General features: G+C 68.0%; 23 protein-coding genes and 2 pseudogenes. 8 read left to right on the plus strand and 17 right to left on the minus strand.

Annotated features, from left to right (window positions below):
* From DMX10_RS33660 to paaA, 10 genes and pseudogenes are all read right to left on the minus strand, one after another.
* Positions 1-863: pseudogene (locus DMX10_RS33660) on the minus strand (methyl-accepting chemotaxis protein); the annotation flags it as partial.
* A gap of 1232 nt (positions 864-2095) precedes the next feature.
* Complete coding sequence (locus tag DMX10_RS19605) at positions 2096-3433, minus strand: hypothetical protein (RefSeq protein WP_111262625.1); 1338 nt, start codon at positions 3431-3433, stop codon at positions 2096-2098.
* Between the two features lie 295 nt (positions 3434-3728).
* Entirely contained in the window at positions 3729-5783 is a 2055-nt protein-coding gene (gene paaZ, locus DMX10_RS19610) for a phenylacetic acid degradation bifunctional protein PaaZ (RefSeq protein ID WP_111262626.1), read from the minus strand.
* Between the two features lie 72 nt (positions 5784-5855).
* Positions 5856-7493, minus strand: a complete 1638-nt coding sequence (locus tag DMX10_RS19615) for a cation acetate symporter (protein ID WP_111262627.1) — start codon at positions 7491-7493, stop codon at positions 5856-5858.
* On the minus strand, positions 7490-7798 hold the full coding sequence (locus DMX10_RS19620) for a DUF485 domain-containing protein (protein WP_111262628.1): 309 nt from the start codon (positions 7796-7798) through the stop codon (positions 7490-7492). The genes DMX10_RS19615 and DMX10_RS19620 overlap by 4 nt, the downstream gene beginning before the upstream one ends.
* A gap of 85 nt (positions 7799-7883) precedes the next feature.
* Positions 7884-8960: a 1,2-phenylacetyl-CoA epoxidase subunit PaaE gene (gene paaE / locus DMX10_RS19625; RefSeq protein WP_111262629.1), complete on the minus strand. Its 1077-nt coding sequence runs from the start codon at positions 8958-8960 to the stop codon at positions 7884-7886.
* Between the two features lie 76 nt (positions 8961-9036).
* Entirely contained in the window at positions 9037-9570 is a 534-nt protein-coding gene (gene paaD / locus DMX10_RS19630) for a 1,2-phenylacetyl-CoA epoxidase subunit PaaD (RefSeq protein WP_111262630.1), read from the minus strand.
* Positions 9557-10318, minus strand: a complete 762-nt coding sequence (gene paaC / locus DMX10_RS19635) for a 1,2-phenylacetyl-CoA epoxidase subunit PaaC (RefSeq protein ID WP_111262631.1) — start codon at positions 10316-10318, stop codon at positions 9557-9559. The genes paaD and paaC overlap by 14 nt, the downstream gene beginning before the upstream one ends.
* A 10-nt stretch (positions 10319-10328) precedes the next feature.
* Positions 10329-10610 carry a 1,2-phenylacetyl-CoA epoxidase subunit PaaB gene (gene paaB / locus DMX10_RS19640; protein WP_111262632.1) on the minus strand — a complete coding sequence of 94 codons (282 nt, stop codon included), beginning with the start codon at positions 10608-10610 and terminating at the stop codon, positions 10329-10331.
* Positions 10611-10765: 155 nt separating this feature from the next.
* The gene (gene paaA / locus DMX10_RS19645) at positions 10766-11755 is read right to left on the minus strand and encodes a 1,2-phenylacetyl-CoA epoxidase subunit PaaA (RefSeq protein ID WP_111262633.1); all 990 of its coding nucleotides are present in this window, start codon (positions 11753-11755) and stop codon (positions 10766-10768) included.
* A gap of 589 nt (positions 11756-12344) precedes the next feature.
* On the opposite strand from paaA, the gene DMX10_RS32550 reads away from it, so the two are divergent.
* The gene (locus DMX10_RS32550) at positions 12345-12548 is read left to right on the plus strand and encodes a hypothetical protein (protein WP_146603035.1); all 204 of its coding nucleotides are present in this window, start codon (positions 12345-12347) and stop codon (positions 12546-12548) included.
* 68 nt (positions 12549-12616) lie between these two features.
* A complete protein-coding gene (locus DMX10_RS19655; RefSeq protein WP_111262635.1) occupies positions 12617-12811 on the plus strand; it encodes a hypothetical protein in 195 nt (64 codons plus the stop codon).
* Positions 12812-12975: 164 nt separating this feature from the next.
* Here the strand turns inward: DMX10_RS19655 and DMX10_RS19660 are convergent, their stop codons facing one another.
* Positions 12976-13329 (minus strand): DUF1428 domain-containing protein, encoded by a 354-nt coding sequence (locus DMX10_RS19660; RefSeq protein ID WP_111262636.1) that lies wholly within the window; start codon positions 13327-13329, stop codon positions 12976-12978.
* A gap of 143 nt (positions 13330-13472) precedes the next feature.
* Here DMX10_RS19660 and DMX10_RS19665 point away from each other — a divergent pair.
* Positions 13473-13610: pseudogene (locus DMX10_RS19665) on the plus strand (type II toxin-antitoxin system HigB family toxin); the annotation flags it as partial.
* Positions 13607-13978: a type II toxin-antitoxin system HigA family antitoxin gene (locus tag DMX10_RS19670; protein WP_111262637.1), complete on the plus strand. Its 372-nt coding sequence runs from the start codon at positions 13607-13609 to the stop codon at positions 13976-13978. The pseudogene DMX10_RS19665 and the gene DMX10_RS19670, both read left to right, overlap by 4 nt.
* A gap of 283 nt (positions 13979-14261) precedes the next feature.
* On the opposite strand, the gene paaK is transcribed toward DMX10_RS19670, so the two are convergent.
* The 6 genes from paaK to paaF form a co-directional block, all read right to left on the minus strand.
* On the minus strand, positions 14262-15575 hold the full coding sequence (paaK, locus tag DMX10_RS19675; protein WP_111262638.1) for a phenylacetate--CoA ligase PaaK: 1314 nt from the start codon (positions 15573-15575) through the stop codon (positions 14262-14264).
* Positions 15576-15665: 90 nt separating this feature from the next.
* Positions 15666-16871, minus strand: a complete 1206-nt coding sequence (pcaF, locus tag DMX10_RS19680) for a 3-oxoadipyl-CoA thiolase (RefSeq protein ID WP_111262639.1) — start codon at positions 16869-16871, stop codon at positions 15666-15668.
* Positions 16864-17313: a hydroxyphenylacetyl-CoA thioesterase PaaI gene (gene paaI, locus DMX10_RS19685; RefSeq protein WP_021217229.1), complete on the minus strand. Its 450-nt coding sequence runs from the start codon at positions 17311-17313 to the stop codon at positions 16864-16866. The genes pcaF and paaI overlap by 8 nt, the downstream gene beginning before the upstream one ends.
* Positions 17300-18823: a 3-hydroxyacyl-CoA dehydrogenase PaaH gene (paaH, locus tag DMX10_RS19690; protein ID WP_111262640.1), complete on the minus strand. Its 1524-nt coding sequence runs from the start codon at positions 18821-18823 to the stop codon at positions 17300-17302. The genes paaI and paaH overlap by 14 nt, the downstream gene beginning before the upstream one ends.
* Before the next feature lie 3 nt (positions 18824-18826).
* A complete protein-coding gene (paaG, locus tag DMX10_RS19695) occupies positions 18827-19618 on the minus strand; it encodes a 2-(1,2-epoxy-1,2-dihydrophenyl)acetyl-CoA isomerase PaaG (RefSeq protein ID WP_111262641.1) in 792 nt (263 codons plus the stop codon).
* Positions 19619-19656: 38 nt separating this feature from the next.
* Complete coding sequence (gene paaF, locus DMX10_RS19700; protein ID WP_111262642.1) at positions 19657-20430, minus strand: 2,3-dehydroadipyl-CoA hydratase PaaF; 774 nt, start codon at positions 20428-20430, stop codon at positions 19657-19659.
* A gap of 105 nt (positions 20431-20535) precedes the next feature.
* On the opposite strand from paaF, the gene DMX10_RS32555 reads away from it, so the two are divergent.
* The 4 genes from DMX10_RS32555 to feaR all read left to right on the plus strand — a co-directional run bounded on the left by DMX10_RS32555 (position 20536) and on the right by feaR (position 23508).
* Positions 20536-20853: a hypothetical protein gene (locus tag DMX10_RS32555; protein ID WP_146603036.1), complete on the plus strand. Its 318-nt coding sequence runs from the start codon at positions 20536-20538 to the stop codon at positions 20851-20853.
* The gene (gene paaY, locus DMX10_RS19705; protein WP_111262643.1) at positions 20850-21446 is read left to right on the plus strand and encodes a phenylacetic acid degradation protein PaaY; all 597 of its coding nucleotides are present in this window, start codon (positions 20850-20852) and stop codon (positions 21444-21446) included. Before DMX10_RS32555 ends, paaY begins: the two co-directional genes overlap by 4 nt.
* A 67-nt stretch (positions 21447-21513) precedes the next feature.
* Positions 21514-22437 carry a phenylacetic acid degradation operon negative regulatory protein PaaX gene (gene paaX / locus DMX10_RS19710; protein WP_111262644.1) on the plus strand — a complete coding sequence of 308 codons (924 nt, stop codon included), beginning with the start codon at positions 21514-21516 and terminating at the stop codon, positions 22435-22437.
* 156 nt (positions 22438-22593) lie between these two features.
* On the plus strand, positions 22594-23508 hold the full coding sequence (gene feaR, locus DMX10_RS19715; protein WP_111262666.1) for a transcriptional regulator FeaR: 915 nt from the start codon (positions 22594-22596) through the stop codon (positions 23506-23508).
* The last annotated feature ends 348 nt before the right edge of the window (positions 23509-23856 follow it).

Consider the following 23856-nt stretch of genomic DNA (forward strand, 5'->3'; position numbering starts at 1 on the left):
CCTTCCTGGTTGAGGGTGTTGATCTCGGTGATGTCCATGTTCAGGGCTTCGACCACGGAGGTCTGTTCCTCGGTGGCGGTGGCCACGGACTGGTTCATGCCATCGATCTCGCCGATGCGCTGGGTGACGCTGGAGAGGCGTTCGCCGGCCAGGTTGGCGATCTCGACGCTCTGCTGGCTGTAGCGCTGGCTCTGGGTCATGTTGGCGACCGCCTCGCGGGAGCCGACCTGCAGCTCTTCGATCATCTGGTGGATTTCCTGGGCCGACACCTGGGTGCGGTGGGCGAGGTTGCGCACCTCGTCGGCGACCACGGCGAAGCCACGGCCGGCCTCGCCGGCGCGGGCGGCTTCGATGGCGGCGTTGAGGGCCAGCAGGTTGGTCTGCTCGGAGATGCCCTTGATCACGTCGAGGATCTGGCCGATGTTCACCGTCTTGCCGGCGAGGGTCTCGATCTGGGTGCTGGAGGCGCTGATCTTGGTGGACAGCTCGTGCATGGCGGTGAGGGTCTTGCCGACCACCTGCTTGCCTTCCTCGGCCAGTTCTCGGGCGTCGGAGGCCTGGTGCGAGGCGTCGGCGGCGTTGCGGGCGATCTCCTGGGCGGCGGCGCCCAGCTGGTTGATCGCGGCGGCGACGCTGTTGGTGCGCTGGGCCTGCTCGTCGGAGTTGTGCATCGAGGAGTTGGAGGCGGCCAGCACCCGTTGTGCGACCTCGTTGACCCGTCCCGTGGCCGAGGCCACCTCACCCATGGAGGCGTGGATGCGTTCGACGAAACGGTTGAAGGCGCCGGCGAGCTTGCCCAGCTCGTCACGGGAGTGCACGGCCAGGCGACGGGTGAGGTCGCCTTCGCCCTGGGCGATGGCTTCCAGCATGCGTGTCAGGCCTTGCAGCGGGCGGGTGATGCGGAAGGCGGCGAACCAGATCAGCAGCACGCCGAACAGGGCGGCGCCACTGCCCAGGCCGAACTCCAGGGCGGAGCTGGCCAGGCGCTCGGCGTCCAGCTCCTTCTGCAGGGCTTCGGCCGGGGCCAGCAGCACGCGCTGCGGCACCGTCGCCAGCACACCCCACGGCGCGGCGCCGGGGATGGGTTCCAGCGGCTCCAGGACACGGATGCGCTGCTCGTCCACCAGGGTGCGTGCCTTGGCCTGGCGCAGGCTGTCGAGCACCGCGTCGGCGCCGTCGGGCAGGGCCTGGTCGAGGCGCTTGCCCAGGGCGGTGGCATCGGCGCTGTAGCCGGCGACCACGCCACCGTTGCTGAGGATGCCCAACTGGCCGGCGCCGTCGAACAACTGGGCGCTGCCGTCCAGGGCGCTGCGCTGCAGGGCGTCGAGGCTGATGTCGAGGCCGACCACGGCGATCACCTTGTCGTTCTCGATCAGCGGGAAGGCGACGCTGGTGACCAGCCGGCGGGTGCCGGAGGCGTCGTCGAAATAGGGTTCCAGCAGGCAGGCGCGGCGGTTGTCGCGCGGGCAGGTGTAGAAGGCGTTGTAGGGGCTGCCGCTGGGGCCGGGCGAGGTGTCGCCGAGGATCTGCTCCGGGCCGACCACCGGTTGCAGCTCGCCCGGCTTGCCCTGCACCCAGTACAGCGAGAAGCGCCCGGCGTCGTTGCCGAAGGCCTGGTCCTGGCCGACGAACTGGCTGTCGGCGCCGTCCAGTGCGTCGCGCTCGAAGATGACGAAAAGCCCGAGCAGGTCGGGCTTGGCGAGGACGGCGCTGCGCATCTGTTCGGCCATGCGCTGGCGCAGCTCGGCGGCGGTCAGCTCGCCGGCCGTCGCCCGCGCCCGCAGGTAGAGGAGGACGCGCGAGAGGCCCTGGCCGTATTCGTAGGTTTGCAGGAAGGTGCGCTGGATCTGCAGCGCCTGCACGCGGGCCTGGGCCTGCATGTGGGCTTCGGCGGCGTTGGCCAGCATGCGGCCGCTGGAGGCCTTGACGCGTTCGGTGCTGAGCCGGGTCTGGTACAGCGAAAGCCCCACCAGCAACGCCACCACGAGGATCAGGCAGGCGCTGGCGAGCAGGGTGATGCGGCTCTGGATGCTCAGGGAAGGTGTACGCATGGCGTGCTCGGGGGAAGGGCGGCGGGAGACCCGCCGCCAGGGGCTCAGAAGTGGCTGGCGAAGACCAGCTGGGTGTAGAGGTTGCGGTCGTTGCTGCCTATCTGGGTGCCGCCGTTGTCGGCGCTGCGGCTGGGCTCGTACACACCCACCACCGGCATGATCACCAGGTTGTCGTTGACCGCCCACTCGGCGTAGAGGTCCAGCTCGCGGCCGTCGAAGTTGCCCAGGTCGCGGTCGAGGGTGTCGAAGTCGAAGTACAGCGCGCCGATGCTCAGGTTCTCCAGCGGAGTGGCCTTGAGCGCCACGTGGTGGACGCGGGTGTTGCTGTTGAAGGGGCCGGCGTAGTTGGCCGCCACCTCGCCCTGGAACCAGGTGCCGTAGCCGCGGTTGAAGCCGAAGAACAGCGGGTCGAAGGCTTCGGAGAAGCGGCTGTAGCGGTAGCTGACGCTGGGGCTCCAGGGCGCGTCGGCGAAGGTCCAGCCGGCTTCCAGGTACCAGGCGTCCTCGTTGTCGGCGGTCTTCTTGTCCTGCCAGGCGTATTCGCCGGAGAGGAACAGGTTCTCCACGCCGGCGTTGCCCTGGGCGCGCAGGCTGTAGGTCTTCATGCCGTCGCGGTCGAGCTGGATGGGCGAGGCGTATTCCTCGTCGACGTCGCGGATGTCGATCCAGGTCAGGCCGACGGTGCCTTGCTCGGCCACGTGCTCCAGGGTGCCGACGAACAGCTCGGGCCTGGCCTGGGAACGGTTGTCGGACTTCAGCCACATCAGGTCGCCGCGCCAACCGTCCTTGCCGCCGATGCGCAGCACGGCGGTCTGGTCGAAGGCCTTGCGGGCCGCCAGCCAGTAGGCGCCGCCCCGGTCGAACTCGCCGTCGGCCAGGCCGTTGCCCAGGTTGAGGGCGTCGCCGTTGATCAGGAAGCCGTCGCCCACCGAGATGTTCTGGCGGCCGAAGGAGAAGTCGATGCCGTCCTCGCCCAGGGCCTCGAACAGGGTGCCGGAGCGCCAGCCCAGGTAGGCGTCCTCGATCTTGGTGGTGCGTTCGTCACCGTCGGTGAAGCCCGCCGCGTCGCCATCTCCCCAGGTGGCGGAGCTGAGCAGGTTGAATGCGCCGTAGCCGGTACCGGCGCCGCCCAGGCCCTGGTCGCCGCTGATGCCGTACTTGATGTAGCCCTCGCGCCAGCTGGAGGAACCCTTCGACTGGGTGCCGGTGGTGGCGTAGTTCTCCTGGCTGTGGAAGACGCCGAACACCGCTTCCAGGTCGGCATTGAGGTGGGTGTCCTCGTCGGCGTAGAGCTCGTAGGCCCCGGCCTGGGTGGCGCAGGCCACCAGCAGGGCCAGGGTCGAAAGGCGGAACAGCGGCGTGACGCGGGTGAGTCTTTGCATGCGTGGGATTCCCGTTGTTGTTGGTGTTGGCGTGGGGGCTCTACGCGGATCGGCCCATGGGGCGATGGTACGTATCGCCCTCGCGCGAGCCTTGTGCCTGCTTGCCAACCGTTTGGCTGTGCATGCCAGATTGCGTGGGAATCGCTTGGGCATCGCGGTGGGGAGGGATTGGCGGAGGTGATGGGTTTCGCTTCGCTCGCGGAGCGCCGCCCGACCCATCCTGCGATTGAGTCCCCGTAGGATGGGTAGAGAGGAACGAAACCCATGCTGTGCCGTGCAACGCCCGGATCAGGTGTCAGGCAGGACGCTTGAGCACCAGGGTGAGGATGTCGTAGCTGGCCACCAGCTCGCCGTCCTGGTTGGTGACTTCCACGTCCCAGGCCACCACGCCCTGGGGCTCGCCCTTGGCGCTCTTCTTGCCCTGGTCGATCTTGCGCTTGCAGGTCAGGCGCGCCTGAATGGTGTCGCCGATGCCCACCGGGTTGACGAAGCGCAGGGTGTCGAGGCCGTAGTTGGCCAGCACCGGGCCGGGGGCCGGGGAGACGAACAGGCCGGCAGCGGCGGAGAGCACGAAGTAGCCGTGGGCGATGCGCTTGCCGAACTGGGATTCCTTGGCCGCCAACTCGTCGAAGTGCATGTAGAAGTGGTCGCCCGAGAGGCAGCCGAAGTTGACGATATCGGCCTCGGTGACGGTGCGGCGGTGGGTGAGCAGGGATTCGCCGACCTGCAGCTCGTCGAACCAGCGGCGGAACGGGTGCACCTCGGTCTCGATCACCTTGGCGCCGCGCACGTATTCGCCGGTGACGGCGGCGAGCATGGTGGGCGAGCCTTGCACGGCGGCGCGTTGCAGGTAGTGCTTCACGGCGCGCAGGCCGCCCAGTTCCTCGCCACCGCCGGCGCGGCCGGGGCCGCCGTGCTTGAGCACCGGCAGCGGCGAGCCGTGACCGGTGGATTCGGCGGCGGACTCGCGGTCGAGGATGTGCAGGCGGCCGTGCAGGGCGGCGGCGCGCGGCACCACGTAGGCGGCTACGGCGGGGTCGCGGGTCACCAGGCTGGCCACCAGGCTGCCCTTGCCACGGGCGGCGAGGGCGATGGCTTCGTCGATGTCCTCATAGGCCATCAGCGTACTCACCGGGCCGAAGGCCTCGATGTCGTGGGCGCCGCCTTCGGCATGCGGGTCGCGGGCGCGCAGCAGGGTGGGGGCGAAGAAAGCCCCTTCGGCCACGCCTTCACCTTGCGGGGCGAAGCCGTCGCGGGCACCGAACAGCAGCTCGCTGCCGGCCAGCAGGGTTTCCACCCGCGCGGCGACGTCGGCCTGCTGGGCATGGGAGGCCAGGGCGCCCATCTTCACGCCGTCCACGGCCGGGTCGCCGATCACCACCTTGGCCAGGCGCTCGCGCAGGCGCTCGGCCACGGCGTCGATGTGTTTCGCCGGCACGATGGCGCGGCGGATGGCGGTGCACTTCTGACCGGCCTTCACCGTCATCTCCCGGGCCACTTCCTTGACGAAGAGGTCGAACTCCGGGTCGTCCGGGGTGATTTCCGGGGCGAGGATGGCGCAGTTCAGCGAATCCGCCTCGGCGTTGAAGGGAATGGAGTTGCGCACCAGGTTAGCGTTCACCCGCAGCGTGGCGGCGGTGTCGGCGGAGCCGGTGAAGGTCACCACGTCCTGGCCCTGGAGGCGGTCGAGCAGGTCGCCCGTGCCGCCGATCACCAGCTGCAGGCTGCCTTCGGGCAGCAGGCCGGACTCGTGCATCAGGCGCACGGCGGCTTCGGTCAGGTAGCTGGTGGCGGTGGCCGGCTTGACGATGCAGGGCATGCCGGCGAGGAAGCTCGGCGCGAACTTCTCCAGCATCCCCCAGATGGGGAAGTTGAAGGCGTTGATGTGCACGGCGACGCCGCCGCGCGGCACCAAGATGTGGCTGCCGGCGAACAGGCCCTGCTTGCCCAACTGCATGGCCGGGCCTTCGTGCACCACGTTGCCGGAGGGCAGTTCGCGGGCACCGACGCCGGCATAGGCGAACAGGGTGCCGCTGCCGCCCTCGATGTCGATCCAGCTGTCGGCGCGGGTGGCGCCGCTGTGGCGCGACAGGGCGTAGAGCTGCTCCTTGCGCTCGTTGAGGTAGAGGCCCAGGGCCTTGAGCCGCGCGGCGCGTTGCTGGAAGTCCAATGCCATCAGTGCGGGGATGCCGCGGCGGCGGCCGAACTCGACGGCTTCGGCGAAATCCAGGTGCTCTTCATGGGTGCGGAACAGCGCGCTGCCGTCGATGGCGCTGCGCAGGGTCTGGGCGCCGTGCTGGCCGATCCAGCGGCCGGTGATAAGGCTCTGCAGGGTGGTGACGTTGCTCATGGTGGTTCTCCTTGAGGCGGTGTTCGAGGGGGTGGGGCCGCCCCCGCTCGGGAGCTGGGGGCGGCCGAGGAGTCAGTGGCGGCTGGCGGCGGCTGCGCCGATGCCGGTCATGGAGCGGATGAACTGGGCCAGGTAGCGGCCGCGTTCCCGGGTGGCGCGTTCGGAGCGGTCGGTGACCGAGAACAGCCAGGCGCTGGAGAAGGCCAGGGTCATGGAGAACAGCGCCGGGTTGGCGTAGGGGAACAGCGCCTGCTCGTGGTGCAGCACGTTGACCCACACCGCCGGGCTGGCCACCAGCAGGGCGATGGCCGACGCCAGGCCGGCCAGGCTGCCGGCGACGGCGCCCCGGGTGGTCAGGCCCTTCCAGAACATGGAGAGGAACAGCACCGGGAAGTTGACCGAGGCGGCGATGGCCAGCACCAGGCCGGAAAGGAAGGCGATGTTCTGCGACTCGAAGAGCAGCCCGAGGATCACCGCCAGCACGCCGATGCCGAGGGTGGCGAGGCGCGAGACGCGCATTTCCTCCCGTTCGCTGGCCTTGCCCTTGCGCACCACGCAGGCATACAGGTCGTGGGACACGGCGGAGGCACCGGAGAGCGCAAGGCCGGCGACCACCGCGAGGATGGTGGCGAAGGCCACGGCCGAGATGAAGCCGAGGAACAGGCTGCCGCCCACCGCGTGGGACAGGTGCACGGCGACCATGTTGCCGCCGCCGATGATGGCGCCGGCGGCGTCGCGGAACTCCGGGTTGGTGCCGACCATGACGATGGAGCCGAAGCCCACCACTATCAGCAGCAGGTAGAAATAGCCGATGAAGCCGGTGGCATAGAACACGCTCTTGCGCGCTTCCTTGGCGTCGCTGACGGTGAAGAAGCGCATGAGGATGTGCGGCAGGCCGGCGGTGCCGAACATCATGCCGAGCCCGAGGGAGATGGCGTCGACGGGGTTGGACAGCAACCCGCCCGGCGCCATGATCGCGGTGCCCTTGTCGTGTACCTCGGTGGCGGCGGCGAACATCGCCTCGGTGCTGAAGCCGAAGTGGCGCAGGACCATGAAGGCCATGAAGCTGGTGCCCGAGAGCAGCAGCACGGCCTTGATGATCTGCACCCAGGTGGTGGCGAGCATGCCGCCGAAGGTGACGTAGCAGACCATCAGCACGCCCACCAGCAACACCGCCTGCAGGTAGCTGAGGCCGAACAGCAGCTCGATCAGCTTGCCGGCGCCGACCATCTGCGCCACCAGGTAGAGCAGGGCCACGGTGAGGGTGCCGAAGGCGGCGGTGATGCGGATCGGGCTCTGGTCGAGGCGGTAGGACACCACGTCGGCGAAGGTGAAGCGGCCCAGGTTGCGCAGGCGCTCGGCGATCAGGAAGAGGATGATCGGCCAGCCGGCGAGCACGCCCAGGGCGTAGAGCAGGCCGTCGTAGCCGTTCAGGAACATCATCGCCGAGATGCCGAGGAAGGACGCCGCACTGATCATGTCGCCGGCTATTGCCAGGCCGTTCTGGAAGCCGGTGAGGCCGCCACCGGCGGTATAGAAGTCGGCGGTGGAGCGGGTGCGCAGGGCGGCCCAGCGGGTGATGCCGAGGGTGAATACGACGAACGCCAGGAACATATAGATGGCGGGCCAGTTCAGCGGCCGCGCGCCGGCATCGGCAGCCAGGGCGCTGCCGGAGGCCAGCAGGGCGGTGAGGGCGAGGAGGGCCTTCATGGCGCGCACTCCTGCTTGAGCTTGTCGTTCAGCGGGTCGAGCACGCGGTTGGTGCGCACCACGTAGATGCCGGTGAGCCCGAAGGCCAGGAGGATGATGACCACGCCCACCAGCATGCCGACGCTGGTGACCCCGCCACTGAGGGAACGACCGAGCAGCTCCGGGGCGAAGGCCACCAGCAGCACGAAGCCGTAGTAGATCGCCAGCATGGCGGCGGTGAGGGACCAGGTCAGGCGCTGCTTGCGCTTGACCAGCTGGATGAAATCCGGGTGCTGCCGGATGCGGTCGAGGTCTTGCGGGGTCATGGCTGCTCTCTCTTGTTGTGGTTGTCGAGACGGTGCGGCACGCAGGTGAAGCGGGTGGATCTCTTCTCGTAGGGCGGGGTTGGGATCAGAGCTGGTCGAAGTCCAGGGTCACGTTTTCGCTGACGGGATAGGACTGGCACGAGAGCACGTAGCCGGCGGCCACCTCGTAGTCCTCCAGGGCGAAGTTGCTGTCCATCTCCACCTCGCCCTCGACCACCCGGCACTTGCAGGTGGAGCAGACGCCGGCCTTGCAGGAATAGGGGAGTTCCAGGCCCTGGGCGTTGCCGGCGTCGAGCAGGCTCTGGCTGTTGCGGGCCAGCTCGAAGCTCACTTCGCGGCCGTCGCTGATCACCGTCACCCGGCTTTGCGCGCTGCCTGCTTGCTGGGCAGCCTCGCGGGCTTCGCGCCGGTGCTCGCTGCCGGCGGCGGCGAACAGCTCGAAGTGGATGCGCTCGGCCGGCATGCCGTTGGCGCGCAGCTGGTCGCGCACGGTCTCGGTCATCGCCTGCGGGCCGCAGATGAAGGCGGCGTCCAGGGCGCGCACGTCGATCCAGCGCTGGAACAGCTGGCCGCATTTGTCGGCGTCGATGCGGCCGTTGTAGAGGTCCACGTCCTGCTGCTCGCGGCTGAACAGGAAGATCAGGTTGAGGCGCTGCAGGTAGCGGTTCTTCAGGTCCTCCAGCTGTTCGCGGAACAGTGCCGAGGCGCTGGAACGATTGCCGTAGAGCAGGGTGACGCGGCTGTGGGGCTCGGTCTGAAGGGTGGTCTTGACGATGGAGAGGATCGGCGTGATGCCGCTGCCGGCGGCCACCGCCAGGTAGTGGCCGTGGCGCGCCGGGTGCAGCGGCACGTTGAAGTGGCCGGAGGGCGGCATCACCTCCAGGCTGTGGCCGGCCTTGAGCTGCTCGTTGGCCCAGCTGGAGAAGCGCCCGCCCGCCACGCGCTTGACCGCGACGCGCAGCTCGCCGTCGTTGACGCCGGTGCAGATGGAGTAGGAGCGGCGCACTTCCTCGCCATCCAGCTGGGTGCGCACCACCAGGTGCTGGCCCTGGGTGAAGCGGAAGCTGTCGCGCAGCGCGGCGGGAATGTCGAAGGCGATGGACACCGCGTCGCGGGTTTCCGGGCGCACGTCCTTGATGGTCAGGCTGTGGAACTTGCTCATTGTTGTTCTCCTGCGGCTTTACCGCATGGAGGACGAATACAAGCGGTGCCAGTGGCAACGGCCTGTGTTCGCTCTCCTAGATGCACTTGAAGTAATCGAACGGCTCCAGGCACTCCTTGCAACGGTGCAAGGCCTTGCAGGCCGTGGAGCCGAATTCGCTCAACTGTTCGGTATGCACGCTGCCGCATTGCGGGCAGCGGATATCCGGGGCGTCCCCCAACAGGGCGCGCTTGCTGGTGCTGCCGCTGGGCGGGGCGATGCCGTAGGCGCGCAGGCGTTCGCGGCCCTCGTCACTGATCCAGTCGGTGGTCCAGGCCGGCGCCAGGCGGCGTTCCAGGTTCGGCGCGGCGAAACCGGCGCCTTCCAGCGCCTGTTCGATGTCGCGTTCGATCACCTCGGTGGCCGGGCAGCCTGAATAGGTGGGGGTGACCACCACGTGCAGGTGGCCGCCTCGCCAGTCGAGGGCGCGGACGATGCCGAGGTCGACCACGCTGACCACCGGCACTTCCGGGTCCATCACCTCGCCGAGCACCGACCAGGCGCGCGCCAGGTCGGCGGGTACGCCGGGGCGGGCGCCACGGTCGCTGGCGATCAGCTCACCAGGACGCATCGGGATGGGCCCTTTGCAGGAACTGCATCTCGGCCAGCAGCAGGCCCAGGTGCTCGGTGTGCAGGCCACGGCGGCCGGAAAGGTAGAAGTGGCTGGCCGGCTCCGGCAGCGGCAGGGTGGCGCTGGCGAAGGTGTCGGCGACCCTGGCCTTCCAGGCGGCGGCGATGTCCGCAGGCTCCGGTGCGCTGCCGGCGGCGGCCAGGCGTTGTTCCACCTCGTCGCCGGTCACCAGTTCGACGGTGAAGCGCCAGAGTTCGCCGATAGCCGCCAGCATGCGCCGGTGGCTTTCCTCGGTGCCGTCGCCCAGGCGCTGCACCCATTCGCTGGAGCGGCGCAGGTGGTAGGTGACTTCCTTGAGGGCCTTGGCGGCGATGCTGGCGATGCGTTCGTCACGGGAGCTGCTGAGGCCGTGGAGCACCTGGAAATGCCAGGCATCAAAGAGGAACTGCTTGGTGAGGGTCACCGCGTAGTCGCCGTTGGGTTGCTCCACCAGCAGCAGGTTGCGGTAGGCGCGCTCGTCGCGGCGGTAGGCCAGGTGGTCGGCGTCGCGGCCGTCGTCCAGCAGCTCGGCGGCGTATTCCAGCCAGTTGCGGGCCTGGCCCACCAGGTCGAGGCCGACGTTCATCAACGCCAGCTCCTCTTCCAGGGCCGGGGCCTTGCCGCACCACTCGCAAAGGCGCTGGCCCTGCACCAGGGCGCTGTCGCCGAGGCGCAGCAGGTATTCGATCAGGTCGTGCTTGGCAGTCATGGCGTGCGCCTCACATGTGGCCGACTTCGGCCGGCAGCTCGTAGAAGCTGGCGTGGCGGTAGACCTTGTCTTCGGCCGGGTCGAACAGCGGTTCCTTCTCATCGGGGGAGGAGGCGGTGATCAGCGCCGAGGGCACCACCCAGAGGCTCACGCCCTCGTTGCGGCGGGTGTAGAGCTCACGGGCGTTCTCGATGGCCATGGCGGCATCGGCGGCGTGCACGCTGCCGACATGCTTGTGGTTGAGGCCGTGCTTGCTGCGCACGAAGACCTCGAAAAGGGTCCATTCACTCATTGTGTTCTCCTGCTCATCAGGTGTGAGCTGCTGCGCGTCGGCATAACGTCGTTGGAAACAGCCCCGGGCTTGCTCATTTACAGTCGTAAACTCCGCGCCCGCGCCTGTTTCCGCCTCGTTCTGCTCTAGCTCGCAAGCTCACAGGTGGCGGTGGGTTAGGCGGCGTCTTTCTTCTGATTCTTGCGGGCATGGGCCACCGCGGCTTCGCGGACCCAGGCGCCGTCTTCGATGGCCTTGCGGCGGGTGGCGATGCGCTCGTGGTTGCAGGGGCCGTTGCCCTTGAGCACTTCGTAGAACTCGCTCCAGTCGATTTCGCCGAAGTCGTAGTGGCCGCGCGCCTCGTTCCACTTCAGGTGCGGGTCCGGCGCGGTGCAGCCGAGCAGCTCCAGTTGCGGCACGGTCTGGTCGATGAAGCGCTGGCGCAGCTCGTCGTTGCCCTGGCGCTTGATCTTCCAGGCCATGGACTGGGCACTGTTGGGGGAGTGTTCGTCGCTGGGGCCGAACATCATCAGCGAGGGCCACCAGAGGCGGTTGATGGCGTCCTGGACCATGTCCTTCTGCGCCTGGGTGCCGTTGCGCATCATGTGCAGGAGGATTTCGTAGCCCTGGCGCTGGTGGAAGGACTCTTCCTTGCAGATGCGGACCATGGCGCGGGAGTAGGGCCCGTAGGAGGTGCGCTGCAGCACCACCTGGTTGACGATGGCGGCGCCATCCACCAGCCAGCCCACCGCGCCCATGTCGGCCCAGCTCAGGGTCGGGTAGTTGAAGATGCTCGAATACTTGGCGCGACCGCTGTGCAGCTTGGCGATCTCCTCGTCGCGGCAGGCGCCGAGGGTTTCCATGGCGCTGTAGAGGTAGAGGCCGTGGCCGGCCTCGTCCTGGATCTTCGCCATCAGCTGCAGCTTGCGCTTGAGGGTGGGCGCGCGGGTCACCCAGTTGCCCTCCGGCAGCATGCCGACGATCTCGGAATGCGCATGCTGGGAAATCTGCCGGATCAGCGTCTGCCGGTAGGCGTCCGGCATCCAGTTCTTCGGCTCGATCTTGATTTCCGCATCGATCCTTTCCTGGAAGGCGCGCTCTTCCGGGGACATCTCCTCCAGCGCCTTCACGCGCTTCACGCCGGTCTCAACCAATTGTGCGTACATGCCGTTCTCCAGCCATGCGGGTTCGTGGGGTGGCTTGGCCATGGCGCTAGTTTTAAATGATACAAAAACAAATATCAAATTAAAAAATAGGTGTCGTATTGGAAAAGCGGCAAGTGGCAAGCTTCAAGTGGCAAGCTAGGAGCTGGAAGCTGGAAGCTGGAAGCTGGAAGCTGAGAGCCAGAGCCAGAGCCAGAGCCAGAGCCAGAGCCAGAGCCAGAGCCAGAGCCAGAGCCAGAGCCAGAGCCAGAGCCAGGGCGATGGGTTGCGGTTGGGTTGGGGCGCTTGCTGGCTTTTTCTTCCAGCTTCAGGCTTCAAGCTTCCAGCTAAGGGGAAAGAGATTCAAAATTTCAGAAATGACTACGTTGTTCCGTTCCCTTTACTCTTTTTAACAATTGCCCTCCAAAGCTTAAAAGACCGGCGCGGCGCGCCTTTGCATACTGCTGGCCTGCCATCGGCATTGGAGGCCTTCATGTTCAGGCGCGTGTGTTCACCCTTCTGTTTCCATCCGGGTTCCGGCGCGGCGTTGGTGGCTTGGCGCGGGCCGAGGCCGTGGTCGTTCTCGGCGCCTTCGTCGGAGGCGTTCGGGCACTTGGCTCTGGCGTTGCTGGCTTGCGGGGTGGGTGTGGTGGCGCTGGTGGCTGCGCTGCGCCCGTTTCTCGCCTGTGCCGATGGCGGGCTGTGCCTGCCGCTGTTCTCGGCCGAGCTCGGTGAGCTGGTGGGCGTGCTGGTGGCGCTGGAGCTGATGGCCATCGCCTGGCTGGTGCGCTCGCTGCGCGGGCTGCTGCGGGGCTGAGCGGCCGCGCATTCCACTCGAACCCATCATTCAGGGATGTTCGAAATGACCACGAAGGCGAAGGGCTGATGGGCGCGGGTCTAGAAGCCATCGAGGTGCTGCTGGTCACCCCGCGCGTCGCGGAACTGCACGCCCAGGCCCTGGCAGAGGGCGCCACCGAGCTGGCCGCGCCCGCCCGCGAGGACTCGGGCCGTCTTGCCTCGCGCCTGCGCTGGGCTGACGGCGTGCTAGTGGCGCTGCAATCCCCGGCGCTGGAGCCCTGATCGGGGTGAGGTGTCGGGCGGGCGTAGGGTGGGTTTCAGCCCGCCTTTACGTTTAGTAGGCCCCCGCGTTCGCGGGGGTGACGAGGTGGCGGGGATACCGCAGCGAGCACCGTCATCCTCGCGAACGCGGGGATCCACTGAACAGTCCGGGCTACCCGTGCCCATCAGGCGTCGACTATCACCTCGAAGCCGCCATAGATCATGCGCTGCCCGTCGAAGGGCATCTTCTCGGGATCGGGATGCAGGCGCGGGTCCTCCATGGATTTCTTCATGCCTTCGTCGCGGGCCTGGCGGGACGGCCAGGTGATCCACGAGAACACCACCGTCTCGTCGTCCTTGCGTTTCACCGCCATGGGGAAGGACGTCACCTTGCCCTCCGGCACGTCATCGCCCCAGCACTCGACGACGCTGAGGGCGCCATGGTCCTTGAACACCTGGGCGGCGGTGCGGGCGAGGGCGATATAGGCCTCGCGCTTGGCGGTGGGCACGGGGACGACGAATCCATCTACGTAGCTCATGAGCGATCTCCTGGGCGGTGGCGCGTGGCGATCCACGTGCCGGTCTCATCCGGTAGTCGATTCAGGATTGGCGATTGAGACAATTCCTGGGCGAATGCCCGGGCTGTTCCGACGAGCGGCGCGGCGGCTGCAGGTTGTGAGGCAGTATCAAGGGCAATGACTATCGGCTGGTGGTGGCGGTTGCCTACCGCTTCGGTGCGCTCTATATCAAGTTCGTCGGTACTCACAGGGAGTACGACGCCATCGATGCCAACACTGTGGAGATGGACCCGGGATCATGAACATCCGCCCGATTCGCACTGACGATGACTACCGCGCGGCGCTCGAGCTGGTGGCGCCGCTGTTCGAGAACGAGCCTGAGCCGGACACGCCCGAAGGCGACTTCTTCGAGGTGATGCTCACCTTGATCGAGGCGTACGAGGCGCGTCACTTCCCGGTCGACCTGCCCGGGCCGGTGGAGGCCATCAAGTTCCGCATGGAGCAGTCCGGGTTGACCGTGGCCGACCTGGTGCCCGCCATCGGGCGCCCCAACCGGGTCTATGAGGTGCTCAACGGCAAGCGCTCCCTCACCTTGCCGATGATCTGGAAGCTGCACGAGATGTTCGGCATCCCTGCGGAGAGCCTGATCAAGCCACCGACCGCCGTCTGAGTGGTTCCAGCACGGCAAAAAGCCCCGCTTCGGCGGGGCTTTTCATTTGCACGTGAGCAGTCACCTCCTTAGGCCGTGGTCATGTGTCATCGGCTTTGCCTGTGACGACTCGAACTGAGGGCACGACAGGATGAGCTCGAGCCGTAGGGTGTGCCGTGCGCACCGCCGCAGGGTGCTTCCGGCGAGCCCAGGTGCGCGCAGCACACCCTACGTCCGGAGTGAGCGGCGGCCGCAAACTCCGAGGACTGTCTGTGCCCCTCCACGTTCTAAAGGCGTGGGCGGCTCACGCCTTGGCGCGGTTGTCGTAGACGTGGCAGGCCTTGCCTTCGGAGCGCTTCAGCGAGTAAGCCGGGCGCAGCACGATGCGCGAGGTGATGCCGATGTAGGTCTTGATATGGCGGCCCAGTTCGGTGCACAGCGCCAGTTCCTGCGCCTGGTCCAGCGGCTCCAGGCCATGGCGGGGTTCGACGTGGACTTCCATGCTGTCGAGGTTGCCGGTGCGCGAGAGGTGGATCTCGTAGGTCTCGGCCAACTGGCGGACCTTGAGCACCTGCTCCTCGATCTGCGTGGGGAAGACGTTGACGCCCCGGATGATCAGCATGTCGTCGCTGCGCCCGGTGATCTTGTCGATGCGCCGCATGGGGCGCGCGGTGCCCGGCAGCAGGCGGGTGAGGTCGCGGGTGCGGTAGCGGATCATCGGCAGCGCCTCCTTGGACAGGGAGGTGAACACCAGCTCGCCCATCTGCCCGTCCGGCAGCACCTGGCCGGTCACCGGGTCGATGATCTCGGGGTAGAAGTGGTCTTCCCAGATGGTCGGGCCGTCCTTGGTCTCGGCGCATTCCATGGCCACGCCCGGGCCCATGATTTCCGAGAGGCCGTAGATGTCCAGGGCGGTGATGCCCAGGCGCTCCTCGATGGCGCGGCGCAGTTCGGCGGTCCAGGGTTCGGCGCCGAAGATGCCCAGGCGCAGGGCCAGCTTGTGCGGGTCCAGGCCCTGGCGCTCGATCTCGTCGGCGAGGTTCAGCATGTAGGAGGGCGTGACCATGATGATGTCCGGCTGGAAGTCGCGGATCAGCTGGACCTGCTTCTCGGTCTGGCCGCCGGACATGGGGATCACCGTGCAGCCCAGGCGCTCGGCGCCGTAGTGGGCGCCAAGGCCGCCGGTGAACAGGCCGTAGCCGTAGGAGACGTGCACCTTGTCGCCCTTGCGGCCGCCGGCGGCGCGGATCGAGCGCGCCACCACGTTGGCCCAGGTGTCGATGTCGTTCTGGGTGTAGCCGACCACGGTGGGCTTGCCGGTGGTGCCGCTGGAGGCGTGGATGCGCACCACCTCTTGCTGGGGCACGGCGAACATGCCGTAGGGGTAGTTGTCGCGCAGGTCGGACTTGCCGGTGAAGGGGAAGCGGGCGAGGTCGTCGTGGCTCTTCAGGTCCTCGGGGTGCACGCCCAGTTCGTCGAAGCGCTGGCGGTACAGCGGGACGTTGCGGTAGGCGTGGTCAAGGCTCCAGCGCAGGCGTTCCAGCTGGTGCTGGCGGAGCTGGTCGACGCTGGCGGTTTCCATCGGGTCGAGCAAGGCGGCATTGGCGATCATGTTCATTTCATCACTCGTATTGTTCTTGTGCGTGGCGCTGGGCGCCTGAGTGCAGGAAGGCAGGATACTCCCGGCCTTCCCGGCCCGGTGTGGCGGTTACAGTTTTTCGATGATCAGGGCGATGCCCTGGCCGACGCCGATGCACATGGTGCAGAGGGCGTAGCGGCCGGAGCGGGCTTCCAGTTCGTGCAGCGCGGTGGTGACCAGGCGCGCGCCGCTCATGCCCAGCGGGTGGCCCAGGGCGATGGCGCCGCCGTTGGGGTTGACCCGGGGATCGTCGTCGGCCAGTTCCAGTTCGCGGAGCACGGCCAGGCCCTGGGCGGCGAAGGCTTCGTTGAGTTCGATCACGTCCATGTCGGCGAGCGACAGGCCGGCGAGCGCCAGCACCTTGCGCGTGGCCGGCACCGGGCCGATGCCCATGATGCGCGGCTCGACGCCGGCGCAGGCCATGGCGACCACGCGGGCGCGGGGCTTGAGGCCGAAGCGGCGGGCGGCATCGGTGCTGGCCAGCAGCAGGGCGCAGGCACCGTCGTTGACCCCGGAGGCGTTGCCGGCAGTGACGCTACCGCCTTCGCGGAAGGGCGTGCCGAGGCGCGCCAGCTGCTCCAGGGTGGTGTCGCCGCGCGGGTGCTCGTCCTGCTCCACCCATTTCGACGGGCCCTTGCGCTGGGCAATCTCCACCGGGACGATCTCCTTCGCCAGGCGCCCGCTGGCCTGGGCGGCGGCCGCCTTGAGCTGGCTGCGCAGGGCGAAGGCGTCCTGGTCGGCGCGGCTGATGCCGAACTGCTCGGCGACGTTCTCCGCCGTCTCGGGCATGGAGTCGATACCGTACTGGCGCTTCATCAGGCCGTTGACGAAGCGCCAGCCGATGGTGGTGTCGAATAGCTCCGCGCTGCGGCCGAAGGCCTGTTCGGACTTGCCCATCACGAAGGGCGCGCGGGACATGGATTCCACGCCGCCGGCCAGCATCAGCCCGGCCTCGCCGCAGCGCAGGGCGCGGGCGGCGCTGCCGATGGCGTCGAGCCCCGAGCCGCACAGGCGGTTGAGGGTGGTGCCGGGCACGGTGACCGGCAGCCCGGCGAGCAGGGCTGCCATGCGCGCGACGTTGCGGTTGTCCTCGCCGGCCTGGTTGGCGCAGCCGTAGATCACGTCGTCGATGGCGCCCCGGTCCAGCTCGGGGTGGCGCTGCATCAGGGCGCGGATCGGCACCGCGCCGAGGTCGTCGGCGCGAACGGAGGACAGGGCGCCGGCGTAGCGCCCGATGGGCGTGCGCACGGCGTCGATGATCAGGGCGTCATTCATGCAGGGATTCCTCGTCGAGCAGGGTGCCGCGCACCTTGTAGGACTTGCCGTGGAACAGGGCGATCAGTTGCCCGTTCTGGTTCTCGATGCGCACGTCGTAGTTGCCGGTGCGGCCGCTGCGGCTCTGTTCGGTGGCCTGGGCGGTGAGGGTGTCGCCCAGGTGCGCCGGGGCCACGTAGTCGATGCTGCAGCCGATGGCCACGGTGACTTCGTTGTAGGTGTTGCAGGCGAAGGCGAAGGCCGAGTCGGCCAGGGCGAACAGGTGCCCGCCATGGCAGGTGCCGACGCCCTGCAGCATGTCGGCGCGCACGCTCATGCCCACCCGGGCGGCGCCGGGGGCCACCGAGAGCAGGCGCATGCCCATGGCCTGGCTGGCGGCGTCGCGTTCGTACAGGGTGCTGGCGCAGGCCTCGGCCAGCGACAGGGCTTCACGGTTGGTCATGCAGTGTCCTCCCTTCGGCCACCCGGCGGCGCAGGGCCAGCGAGGGGCGGTAGCGCGGCTCGCCATAGGCGGCCTGCAGGTTGTCCAGGGTGCGCAGCACCTGGGCCGGGCCGATGGCGTCGGCCCAGGCCAGCGGGCCGCACGGGTAATTGACCCCGGCGCACATGGCCAGGTCGATGTCGGCGGCGCTGGCGACCCCGTGGAGCAAGGCGTCGGCGCCTTCGTTGGCGAGCATGGCCACGGTGCGCAGCACGGCGAGGCCGGGGACGTCGGCCAGCGGGCTGGCACTGATGCCGGCGCGGGCGAGCAGGGCGACCGCTGCATCGATGGCGGCCTGGGAGGTGCCCGCCGCCCAACTGATGCCGAGGCGTTCGGCGCGGCCGTAGTCGAGGGCCAGGTCCAGCAGCACCAGGTTGTCGAGGCCGTCCTCGCGGGCGCGCTGGGCGGCCAGGCGGCCGTCGCTCAGCGCCAGGGTGGCGTCGCCGACCCGCAGCAGCCCGGCACCGTCACGGCGGGTGACCCGCACGCCGGTGCTTTCCAGGCGCTGCACCAGTGGGGCTGCGACACCGAGATCGCCTTCGATGGCGCAGGTGTCCACGGTGGCGGTGCTGGCGAGCGTCGCCGCCTGCGGGCGCTCGGCGCCTTCGGCGTAGTCGTAGAAGCCCCGGCCGCTCTTGCGCCCGAGGCGGCCGGCGTCCACCAGCTCCTTCTGGATCAGTGAGGGCTGGAAGCGGGCGTCGCCGTAGTAGGCGTCGAACACCCCGCAGGTGACGGCGTAGTTGACGTCATGGCCGATCAGGTCGGTGAGTTCGAAGGCGCCCATGCGAAAGCCTCCGGCCTCGCGCAGCAGGGCGTCGAGGGTGGCGCAATCGGCGGCGCCTTCCTGCAGCAGGCGCAGGCTTTCGGCATAGAAGGGACGCGCCACGCGGTTGACGATGAAGCCGGGGGTGGAGCGGGCGTGCACCGGCTGCTTGCCCCAGGCGCGGGCGGTTTCGAACAGGCAGCTGGCCAGTTGCGGGTCGCTGTCGAGGCCGCAGACGACCTCCACCAGCGCCATCAGCGGTGCCGGGTTGAAGAAGTGCATGCCGAGCACGCGGCCCGGGTGCCGCAGGCCGGCGGCGAGGCGGGTGATGGACAGCGACGAGGTGTTGCTGGCGAGGATGCAGTCGGGGGCGCACAGGGCCTCCAGGCGCTGCAGCAGCTCGCGCTTGATCTCCAGCTTCTCGACGATCGCCTCGATCACCAGGCCGGCGTCGGCCAGCTCCTCCAGCTCATCGGCCGGGCGCAGGCGGGCGAGGGTGGCGACATGGGCGGCGGCCTCCAGCTTGCCTTTGTCCACCAGGCGGGCGAGCTGCCGGTCGATGCCGGCGATGGCCTGGGCGGCGGCGCCGGTACGGGTGTCGTACAGGCGCACCGGGTGCCCGGCCTGGGCGGCGACCTGGGCGATGCCGGCGCCCATGGCGCCCGCGCCGATCACGGCCACCGGGGTTTCTCTGTTCAGGGCGTGCATGGCTCAGCGTCCTTTGAAGCTCGGGGTGCGTTTCTCCATGAAGGCGCCGACGCCTTCGCGGTAGTCCTCGCTGCGGCCGGCCAGGCGCTGCAGGTCGCGCTCCAGCTCCAGCTGCTGGTCGAAGCCGTTGTCCAGGCTGGCGTTGAGGGCGCGCTTGATCAGGGCCAGGCCGTAGGTGGGCTGGGTGGCCAGGTGGCGCGCCAGCTTCAGGGCCTCGTCGCGCAGCGCGGCGTCATCCACCACGCGGTGGATCAGCCCCCATTGCTCGGCCTGCTCGGCGCTCAGCCGCTCGCCCAGCAATGCCAGGGCCTTGGCACGGGCCAGGCCGACCAGGCGCGGCAGGCTCCAGGTGCCGCCGGAGTCGGGCACCAGGCCGATCTTGCAGAAGGCCTGGATGAAACTGGCCGAACGCGCCGCCAGCACCAGGTCGCAGGCCAGCGGGATGTTGGCGCCGGCACCGGCGGCCACGCCGTTGACCGCGCAGATCACCGGCAGCGGCAGGTCGCGCAGGGCGCGGATCAGCGGGTTGTAGAAGCGCTCGATGGACAGCCCCAGGTCGGGCATCTCGGCGCTCGGCGCGACGTTGCGGTCGGCCAGGTCCTGCCCGGCGCAGAAGCCGCGGCCCTCGCCGGTGAGCAGCAGGACGCGCACCTCCGGGTCCTGGCGCACGCGCTTGAGGGCCTCGCGGACCTCGCCGTGCATGGCGGCGTTGAAGCTGTTGAGCTGTTCGGGGCGGTTGAGGCTGAGGGTGGCGACCCCGGCCTCGATGGAAAACAGGATGTGCTCGAAATTCATGGCGTGCGCTCTATGGAGTCGAGTGGTGGGCGGCCGGGTCAGCGGCCGGTGAATTCGGGGGTGCGTTTCTCGCGGAAGGCGGCGAGGCCTTCTTCGCGGTCACGGGTGCCGGCCAGCAGGGTGAAGGCGTGGCGCTCGAAGCGCAGGCCGCTGGCGAGGTCGGTGTCTTCGGCCTTGAGCAACGCCTCCTTGGCCAGTCGCAAGGCGAGAGGTGCCTTGCCGGCGATGACGCGGGCGATGGCCAGGGCGCGCTCGACGGTGAATTCCGGCTGGGTCACTTCGCTGACCAGGCCGGCGCGCAGGGCGTGGCGGGCGTCGATGGCCTCGCCGCCGAGCACCATCTGCATGGCCAGGGACTTGCCTACGGCGCGCAGCAGGCGCTGGGTACCGCCGGCGCCGGGCATGATGCCGAGGTTGATTTCCGGCTGGCCGAAGCGGGCGTCCTCGCCGGCGATGAGGATGTCGGCGTGCATGGCCAGTTCGCAGCCGCCGCCCAGGGCGAAGCCGTTGACCGCGGCGACCAGGGGCTTGGGGAAGCGGGTGATGCGCTGCCAGTGGGCCTGGCGCGGGTCGTCGAGGATGCCCACCAGGTCGCGCTCGGCCATCTCGTTGATGTCGGCGCCGGCGGCGAAGGCCTTGCGGCTGCCGGTGAGCACCACCACGCGGGTCTCCGGGTCGCGCTCGGCGGTGTCCAGTTCCAGTGCCAGTTCGCCCAGCAACTGGGTGTTCAGGGCGTTGAGCGCCTCCGGGCGTTGCAGGGTGATGAGGCGCACGCCTCTATCCGGTGGCAGGACGACGAGAGTCTGGGGCATGCAGCGGGCCCTCACGGCGCACGCACGGCATCTGGGCCGGCATTTGTTGTTGGGTTGCCAGGCATTCGTCCGCTGGGCGGGCTGGCGTTTTTCCGGAGTATACGCGTGAAGCGATACAAAACAATAAGCATTGAATTGATTTTGTGTGTCTTTAATGAGGTGTTTCCTTGCGCGTCCTGGCGTTCCGATGCTGGCTTCTCGCCAATGCGAGTCGGCGAGTTCCAGTATTGGTGCGGGCTTCTGGCGGTGAAGGGTGGATTTGTGTCAACCGATACGCGATTGCTGGCTTTATCCGATAAAAATGATGTGATACAAGTTGCGTCACCTGCCGCATCGCTTTTTTGTCGCGGTATTCGCTTGCGAGGATCGACCATGAGCCGCCTTTTCCTGCTTCAACCCATCGCGCGGGGTGTTGCGCCATGACCTGCTACAGCCTCGACGGGCTGGTTCCGGTGGTGGACCCGAGCGCCTACGTGCACCCGTCGGCGGTGCTGATCGGCGACGTGATCATCGGCCCCAACTGCTATGTGGGCCCGCTGGCCAGCCTGCGCGGCGACTTCGGGCGGATCGTCCTGGAGGAGGGCGCCAACATCCAGGACACCTGCGTGATGCATGGTTTCCCGGAAAGCGACACGGTGGTGGAGCGCAACGGCCACATCGGCCACGGCGCGGTGCTGCACGGCTGTCGCATCGGCGAGGACGCCCTGGTGGGCATGAATGCGGTGGTGATGGATGGCGCCCATATCGGTGCGCGCTCCTTCGTCTCCGCCGCGGCCTTCGTCAAGGCGCGCTTCGAGTGCCCGGAGCAGTCCCTGGTCATGGGTGCGCCGGCCGAGGTGAAGCGCCGGCTCGGCGACGAGGAGGTGGCCTGGAAGCAGCGCGGCACCCGGGAGTACCAGGCGCTGGCGCGGCGCTGCATGGCGAGCATGGTGGCCTGCGAGCCGCTGTCGGCGGTGGAGCCGGATCGCCCGCGCAACCGCGTCGACGGCCTGCGCCCGAAGGGGGAATCGGCATGAGCGCGACTGTGGTCAGCGCGCCGATGCGACGGGTATATTCGGCAACTTTCCAGCGCCCGGTTCGCCCATGACGTCCCTCGCTCCCCTGCAGCACCTCATCACCCGTTTCCAGGAGCAGACGCCGCTGCGCGCCAGCTCGCTGATCATCACCCTCTATGGCGATGCCATCGAACCCCATGGCGGCACCGTGTGGCTGGGCAGCCTGATCCAGCTGCTGGAGCCCATCGGCGTGAATGAGCGCCTGATCCGTACCTCGATCTTCCGCCTGACCAAGGAAGGCTGGCTCACCGCCGAGAAGGTCGGCCGGCGCAGCTACTACAGCCTCACCGGCACCGGGCGGCGGCGTTTCGAAAAGGCCTTCAAGCGCGTGTACAGCTCCAGCCTGCCGGCCTGGGACGGTTCCTGGTGCCTGGTGATGCTCTCGCAGCTGCCCCAGGAGAAGCGCAAACAGGTGCGCGAGGAGCTGGAGTGGCAAGGTTTTGGTGCGATTTCCCCGATCGTGCTGGCCTGCCCGCGCTGCGACCGCATGGATGTGAACGCCACCCTGCAGGACCTCGAGGCCCTGGAGGAAACCATCGTCTTCGAGACCACCGCCCAGGATGTGCTCGCCTCCAGGGCTCTGCGCATGCAGGTTCGCGAGAGTTGGAACATCGACGAGCTGGCGGCGCACTACAGCGAATTCATCCAGCTGTTCCGCCCGTTGTGGCAGGCGCTGCGCGAACAGGAGGCGCTGCAGCCGCAGGACTGCTTCCTGGCACGAACCCTGCTGATACACGAGTACCGCAAATTGCTGCTGCGCGACCCGCAGCTGCCCGACGAGCTGTTGCCGGGCGACTGGGAGGGGCGTGCGGCGCGCCAGCTGTGCCGCAATATCTACCGCCTGGTGCAAGCCAAGGCCGAGGAGTGGCTCAATGGCGCACTGGAAACCGCAGACGGTCCGCTGCCGGATGTCGGCGAAAGTTTCTATCGGCGATTCGGCGGGCTTAAATAGGGCTCCTGTCTCGAAATGCCCAGGAGGGCGAAGTGCTTGGCGTGATCCGCCGGGCCGCACCGCAGGTCGCGGGATGGCACGGAGGAAGAATGAACGAAGGTCGCCTCGATGCGGCCTTCAATAACAATAAGAAAGCTAGCCAGAGGCTCCATGGCCATGACTGCACGTGCACTGAGAACCGACCGCTTCGACGAGTGGTTGCAGCGGATCAACCAGGTATGCGGGCGCTTCTGCGCCAAGACCCTCGGGGATGAATTCTCCGGCGCGGTCCGCGAATACAAATCCGGCGCCATCAAGCTGAGCTTCGTCGATGTCGCCCAGGCGCGGCTCTATCGCACCGAGCACGAGGTGGCGCAGAGCGACGGTCGGCACTTCTTCGCCGCCTTCCAGCTGCAGGGCGAGGCGAACATGGAGCAGGGCGGCAACCGCGTGCGCCTGGCGCCCGGCGACATCACCCTGATCGACTCCTCGCTGCCCAGCGACTTCACCTACGGCGCCAATTCCCGGCAGCTGTCGCTGATCCTGCCGCGCCACCTGGTGGAACAGAACCTGCGCTATGGCAGCGTGCGCTGCGCGCAGAAGATCGCCGCCACCTCGCCCATCGCGCTGCTCACCCATCGCCTGGTGCTGGAGGCCAGCCAGCACGAGTGCCTCAGCCAGCACGAGAGCGAGGCGACCCTGGATGCGGTGGTCAGCCTGTTGCGCCCGGCCATCAGCGCCGTCGATGCCGAGGGCGACGTGCACGAGCGGGTGTTCCGCAAGACCCTGGACTTCATCGATGCGCACATCCGTTCCGAGGAGCTCTGCCCGGAGCTGCTGGCGCGCGAGGTGGGGGTTTCGGTGCGTGGCCTGTACCGCATGTTCTCGCGCAAGGGGCTGGTGGTGGCGCAGTACATCAAGAACCGCCGCCTGGACTTCTGCGCCGAGTCCCTGCGCCTGGGCGGCGCCGAGCAGAAGCTCTCCGCTCTTGGCTATTCCTGGGGGTTCTCGGATTCCAGCTATTTCTCCACCGCCTTCAAGGCGCGCTTCGGCGTTTCTCCCGGCGAGTACCGCAAGCGTTATCAGCACTAGGTGGACTTGGGCTGCGCGTTGCTAGAGGACTTGAGCCCAGCTGATTGCAGGGTTTTGGTGGGGCTTTTGGTTTCGCCCACCCGGGCGAGTCCCTTTTGACAATCGTCGGAATGCCGAGCCACTTAAAAGCAACCAAAAGGGCCTGCCCCGCCATACGGGTCTGGCTGAAGCCAGACTTCCCTCGCTCCATCGCCAATGGGCCATCCCTGGCCCGATGCGCCTCTCGCGACATCCATGTCGCTCAACCCCTTGATTCGCTTCGCTCACCCTTCGGGCCAGCCTTCTTCGCTCAAATCCCAACATTTCTGCGCGCACCGACCCAGTACGCACGTGGCGGCGGCTTTCGTA

This window comes from Pseudomonas sp. 57B-090624 (assembly GCF_003234055.1).
Lineage (GTDB): Bacteria > Pseudomonadota > Gammaproteobacteria > Pseudomonadales > Pseudomonadaceae > Metapseudomonas > Metapseudomonas tohonis.

Bases quoted from the DNA above. Each gene is read 5' to 3' on its own strand.
- DMX10_RS19605 (WP_111262625.1), bottom strand. From the start codon at position 3,433: ATGCAAAGACTCACCCGCGTCACGCCGCTGTTCCGCCTTTCGACCCTG.
- paaZ (WP_111262626.1), bottom strand. From the start codon at position 5,783: ATGAGCAACGTCACCACCCTGCAGAGCCTTATCACCGGCCGCTGGATC.
- DMX10_RS19615 (WP_111262627.1), bottom strand. From the start codon at position 7,493: ATGAAGGCCCTCCTCGCCCTCACCGCCCTGCTGGCCTCCGGCAGCGCC.
- DMX10_RS19620 (WP_111262628.1), bottom strand. From the start codon at position 7,798: ATGACCCCGCAAGACCTCGACCGCATCCGGCAGCACCCGGATTTCATC.
- paaE (WP_111262629.1), bottom strand. From the start codon at position 8,960: ATGAGCAAGTTCCACAGCCTGACCATCAAGGACGTGCGCCCGGAAACC.
- paaD (WP_111262630.1), bottom strand. From the start codon at position 9,570: ATGCGTCCTGGTGAGCTGATCGCCAGCGACCGTGGCGCCCGCCCCGGC.
- paaC (WP_111262631.1), bottom strand. From the start codon at position 10,318: ATGACTGCCAAGCACGACCTGATCGAATACCTGCTGCGCCTCGGCGAC.
- paaB (WP_111262632.1), bottom strand. From the start codon at position 10,610: ATGAGTGAATGGACCCTTTTCGAGGTCTTCGTGCGCAGCAAGCACGGC.
- paaA (WP_111262633.1), bottom strand. From the start codon at position 11,755: ATGTACGCACAATTGGTTGAGACCGGCGTGAAGCGCGTGAAGGCGCTG.
- DMX10_RS19655 (WP_111262635.1), top strand. From the start codon at position 12,617: ATGGGCGCGGGTCTAGAAGCCATCGAGGTGCTGCTGGTCACCCCGCGC.
- DMX10_RS19660 (WP_111262636.1), bottom strand. From the start codon at position 13,329: ATGAGCTACGTAGATGGATTCGTCGTCCCCGTGCCCACCGCCAAGCGC.
- DMX10_RS19670 (WP_111262637.1), top strand. From the start codon at position 13,607: ATGAACATCCGCCCGATTCGCACTGACGATGACTACCGCGCGGCGCTC.
- paaK (WP_111262638.1), bottom strand. From the start codon at position 15,575: ATGAACATGATCGCCAATGCCGCCTTGCTCGACCCGATGGAAACCGCC.
- pcaF (WP_111262639.1), bottom strand. From the start codon at position 16,871: ATGAATGACGCCCTGATCATCGACGCCGTGCGCACGCCCATCGGGCGC.
- paaI (WP_021217229.1), bottom strand. From the start codon at position 17,313: ATGACCAACCGTGAAGCCCTGTCGCTGGCCGAGGCCTGCGCCAGCACC.
- paaH (WP_111262640.1), bottom strand. From the start codon at position 18,823: ATGCACGCCCTGAACAGAGAAACCCCGGTGGCCGTGATCGGCGCGGGC.
- paaG (WP_111262641.1), bottom strand. From the start codon at position 19,618: ATGAATTTCGAGCACATCCTGTTTTCCATCGAGGCCGGGGTCGCCACC.
- paaF (WP_111262642.1), bottom strand. From the start codon at position 20,430: ATGCCCCAGACTCTCGTCGTCCTGCCACCGGATAGAGGCGTGCGCCTC.
- paaY (WP_111262643.1), top strand. From the start codon at position 20,850: ATGACCTGCTACAGCCTCGACGGGCTGGTTCCGGTGGTGGACCCGAGC.
- paaX (WP_111262644.1), top strand. From the start codon at position 21,514: ATGACGTCCCTCGCTCCCCTGCAGCACCTCATCACCCGTTTCCAGGAG.
- feaR (WP_111262666.1), top strand. From the start codon at position 22,594: ATGACTGCACGTGCACTGAGAACCGACCGCTTCGACGAGTGGTTGCAG.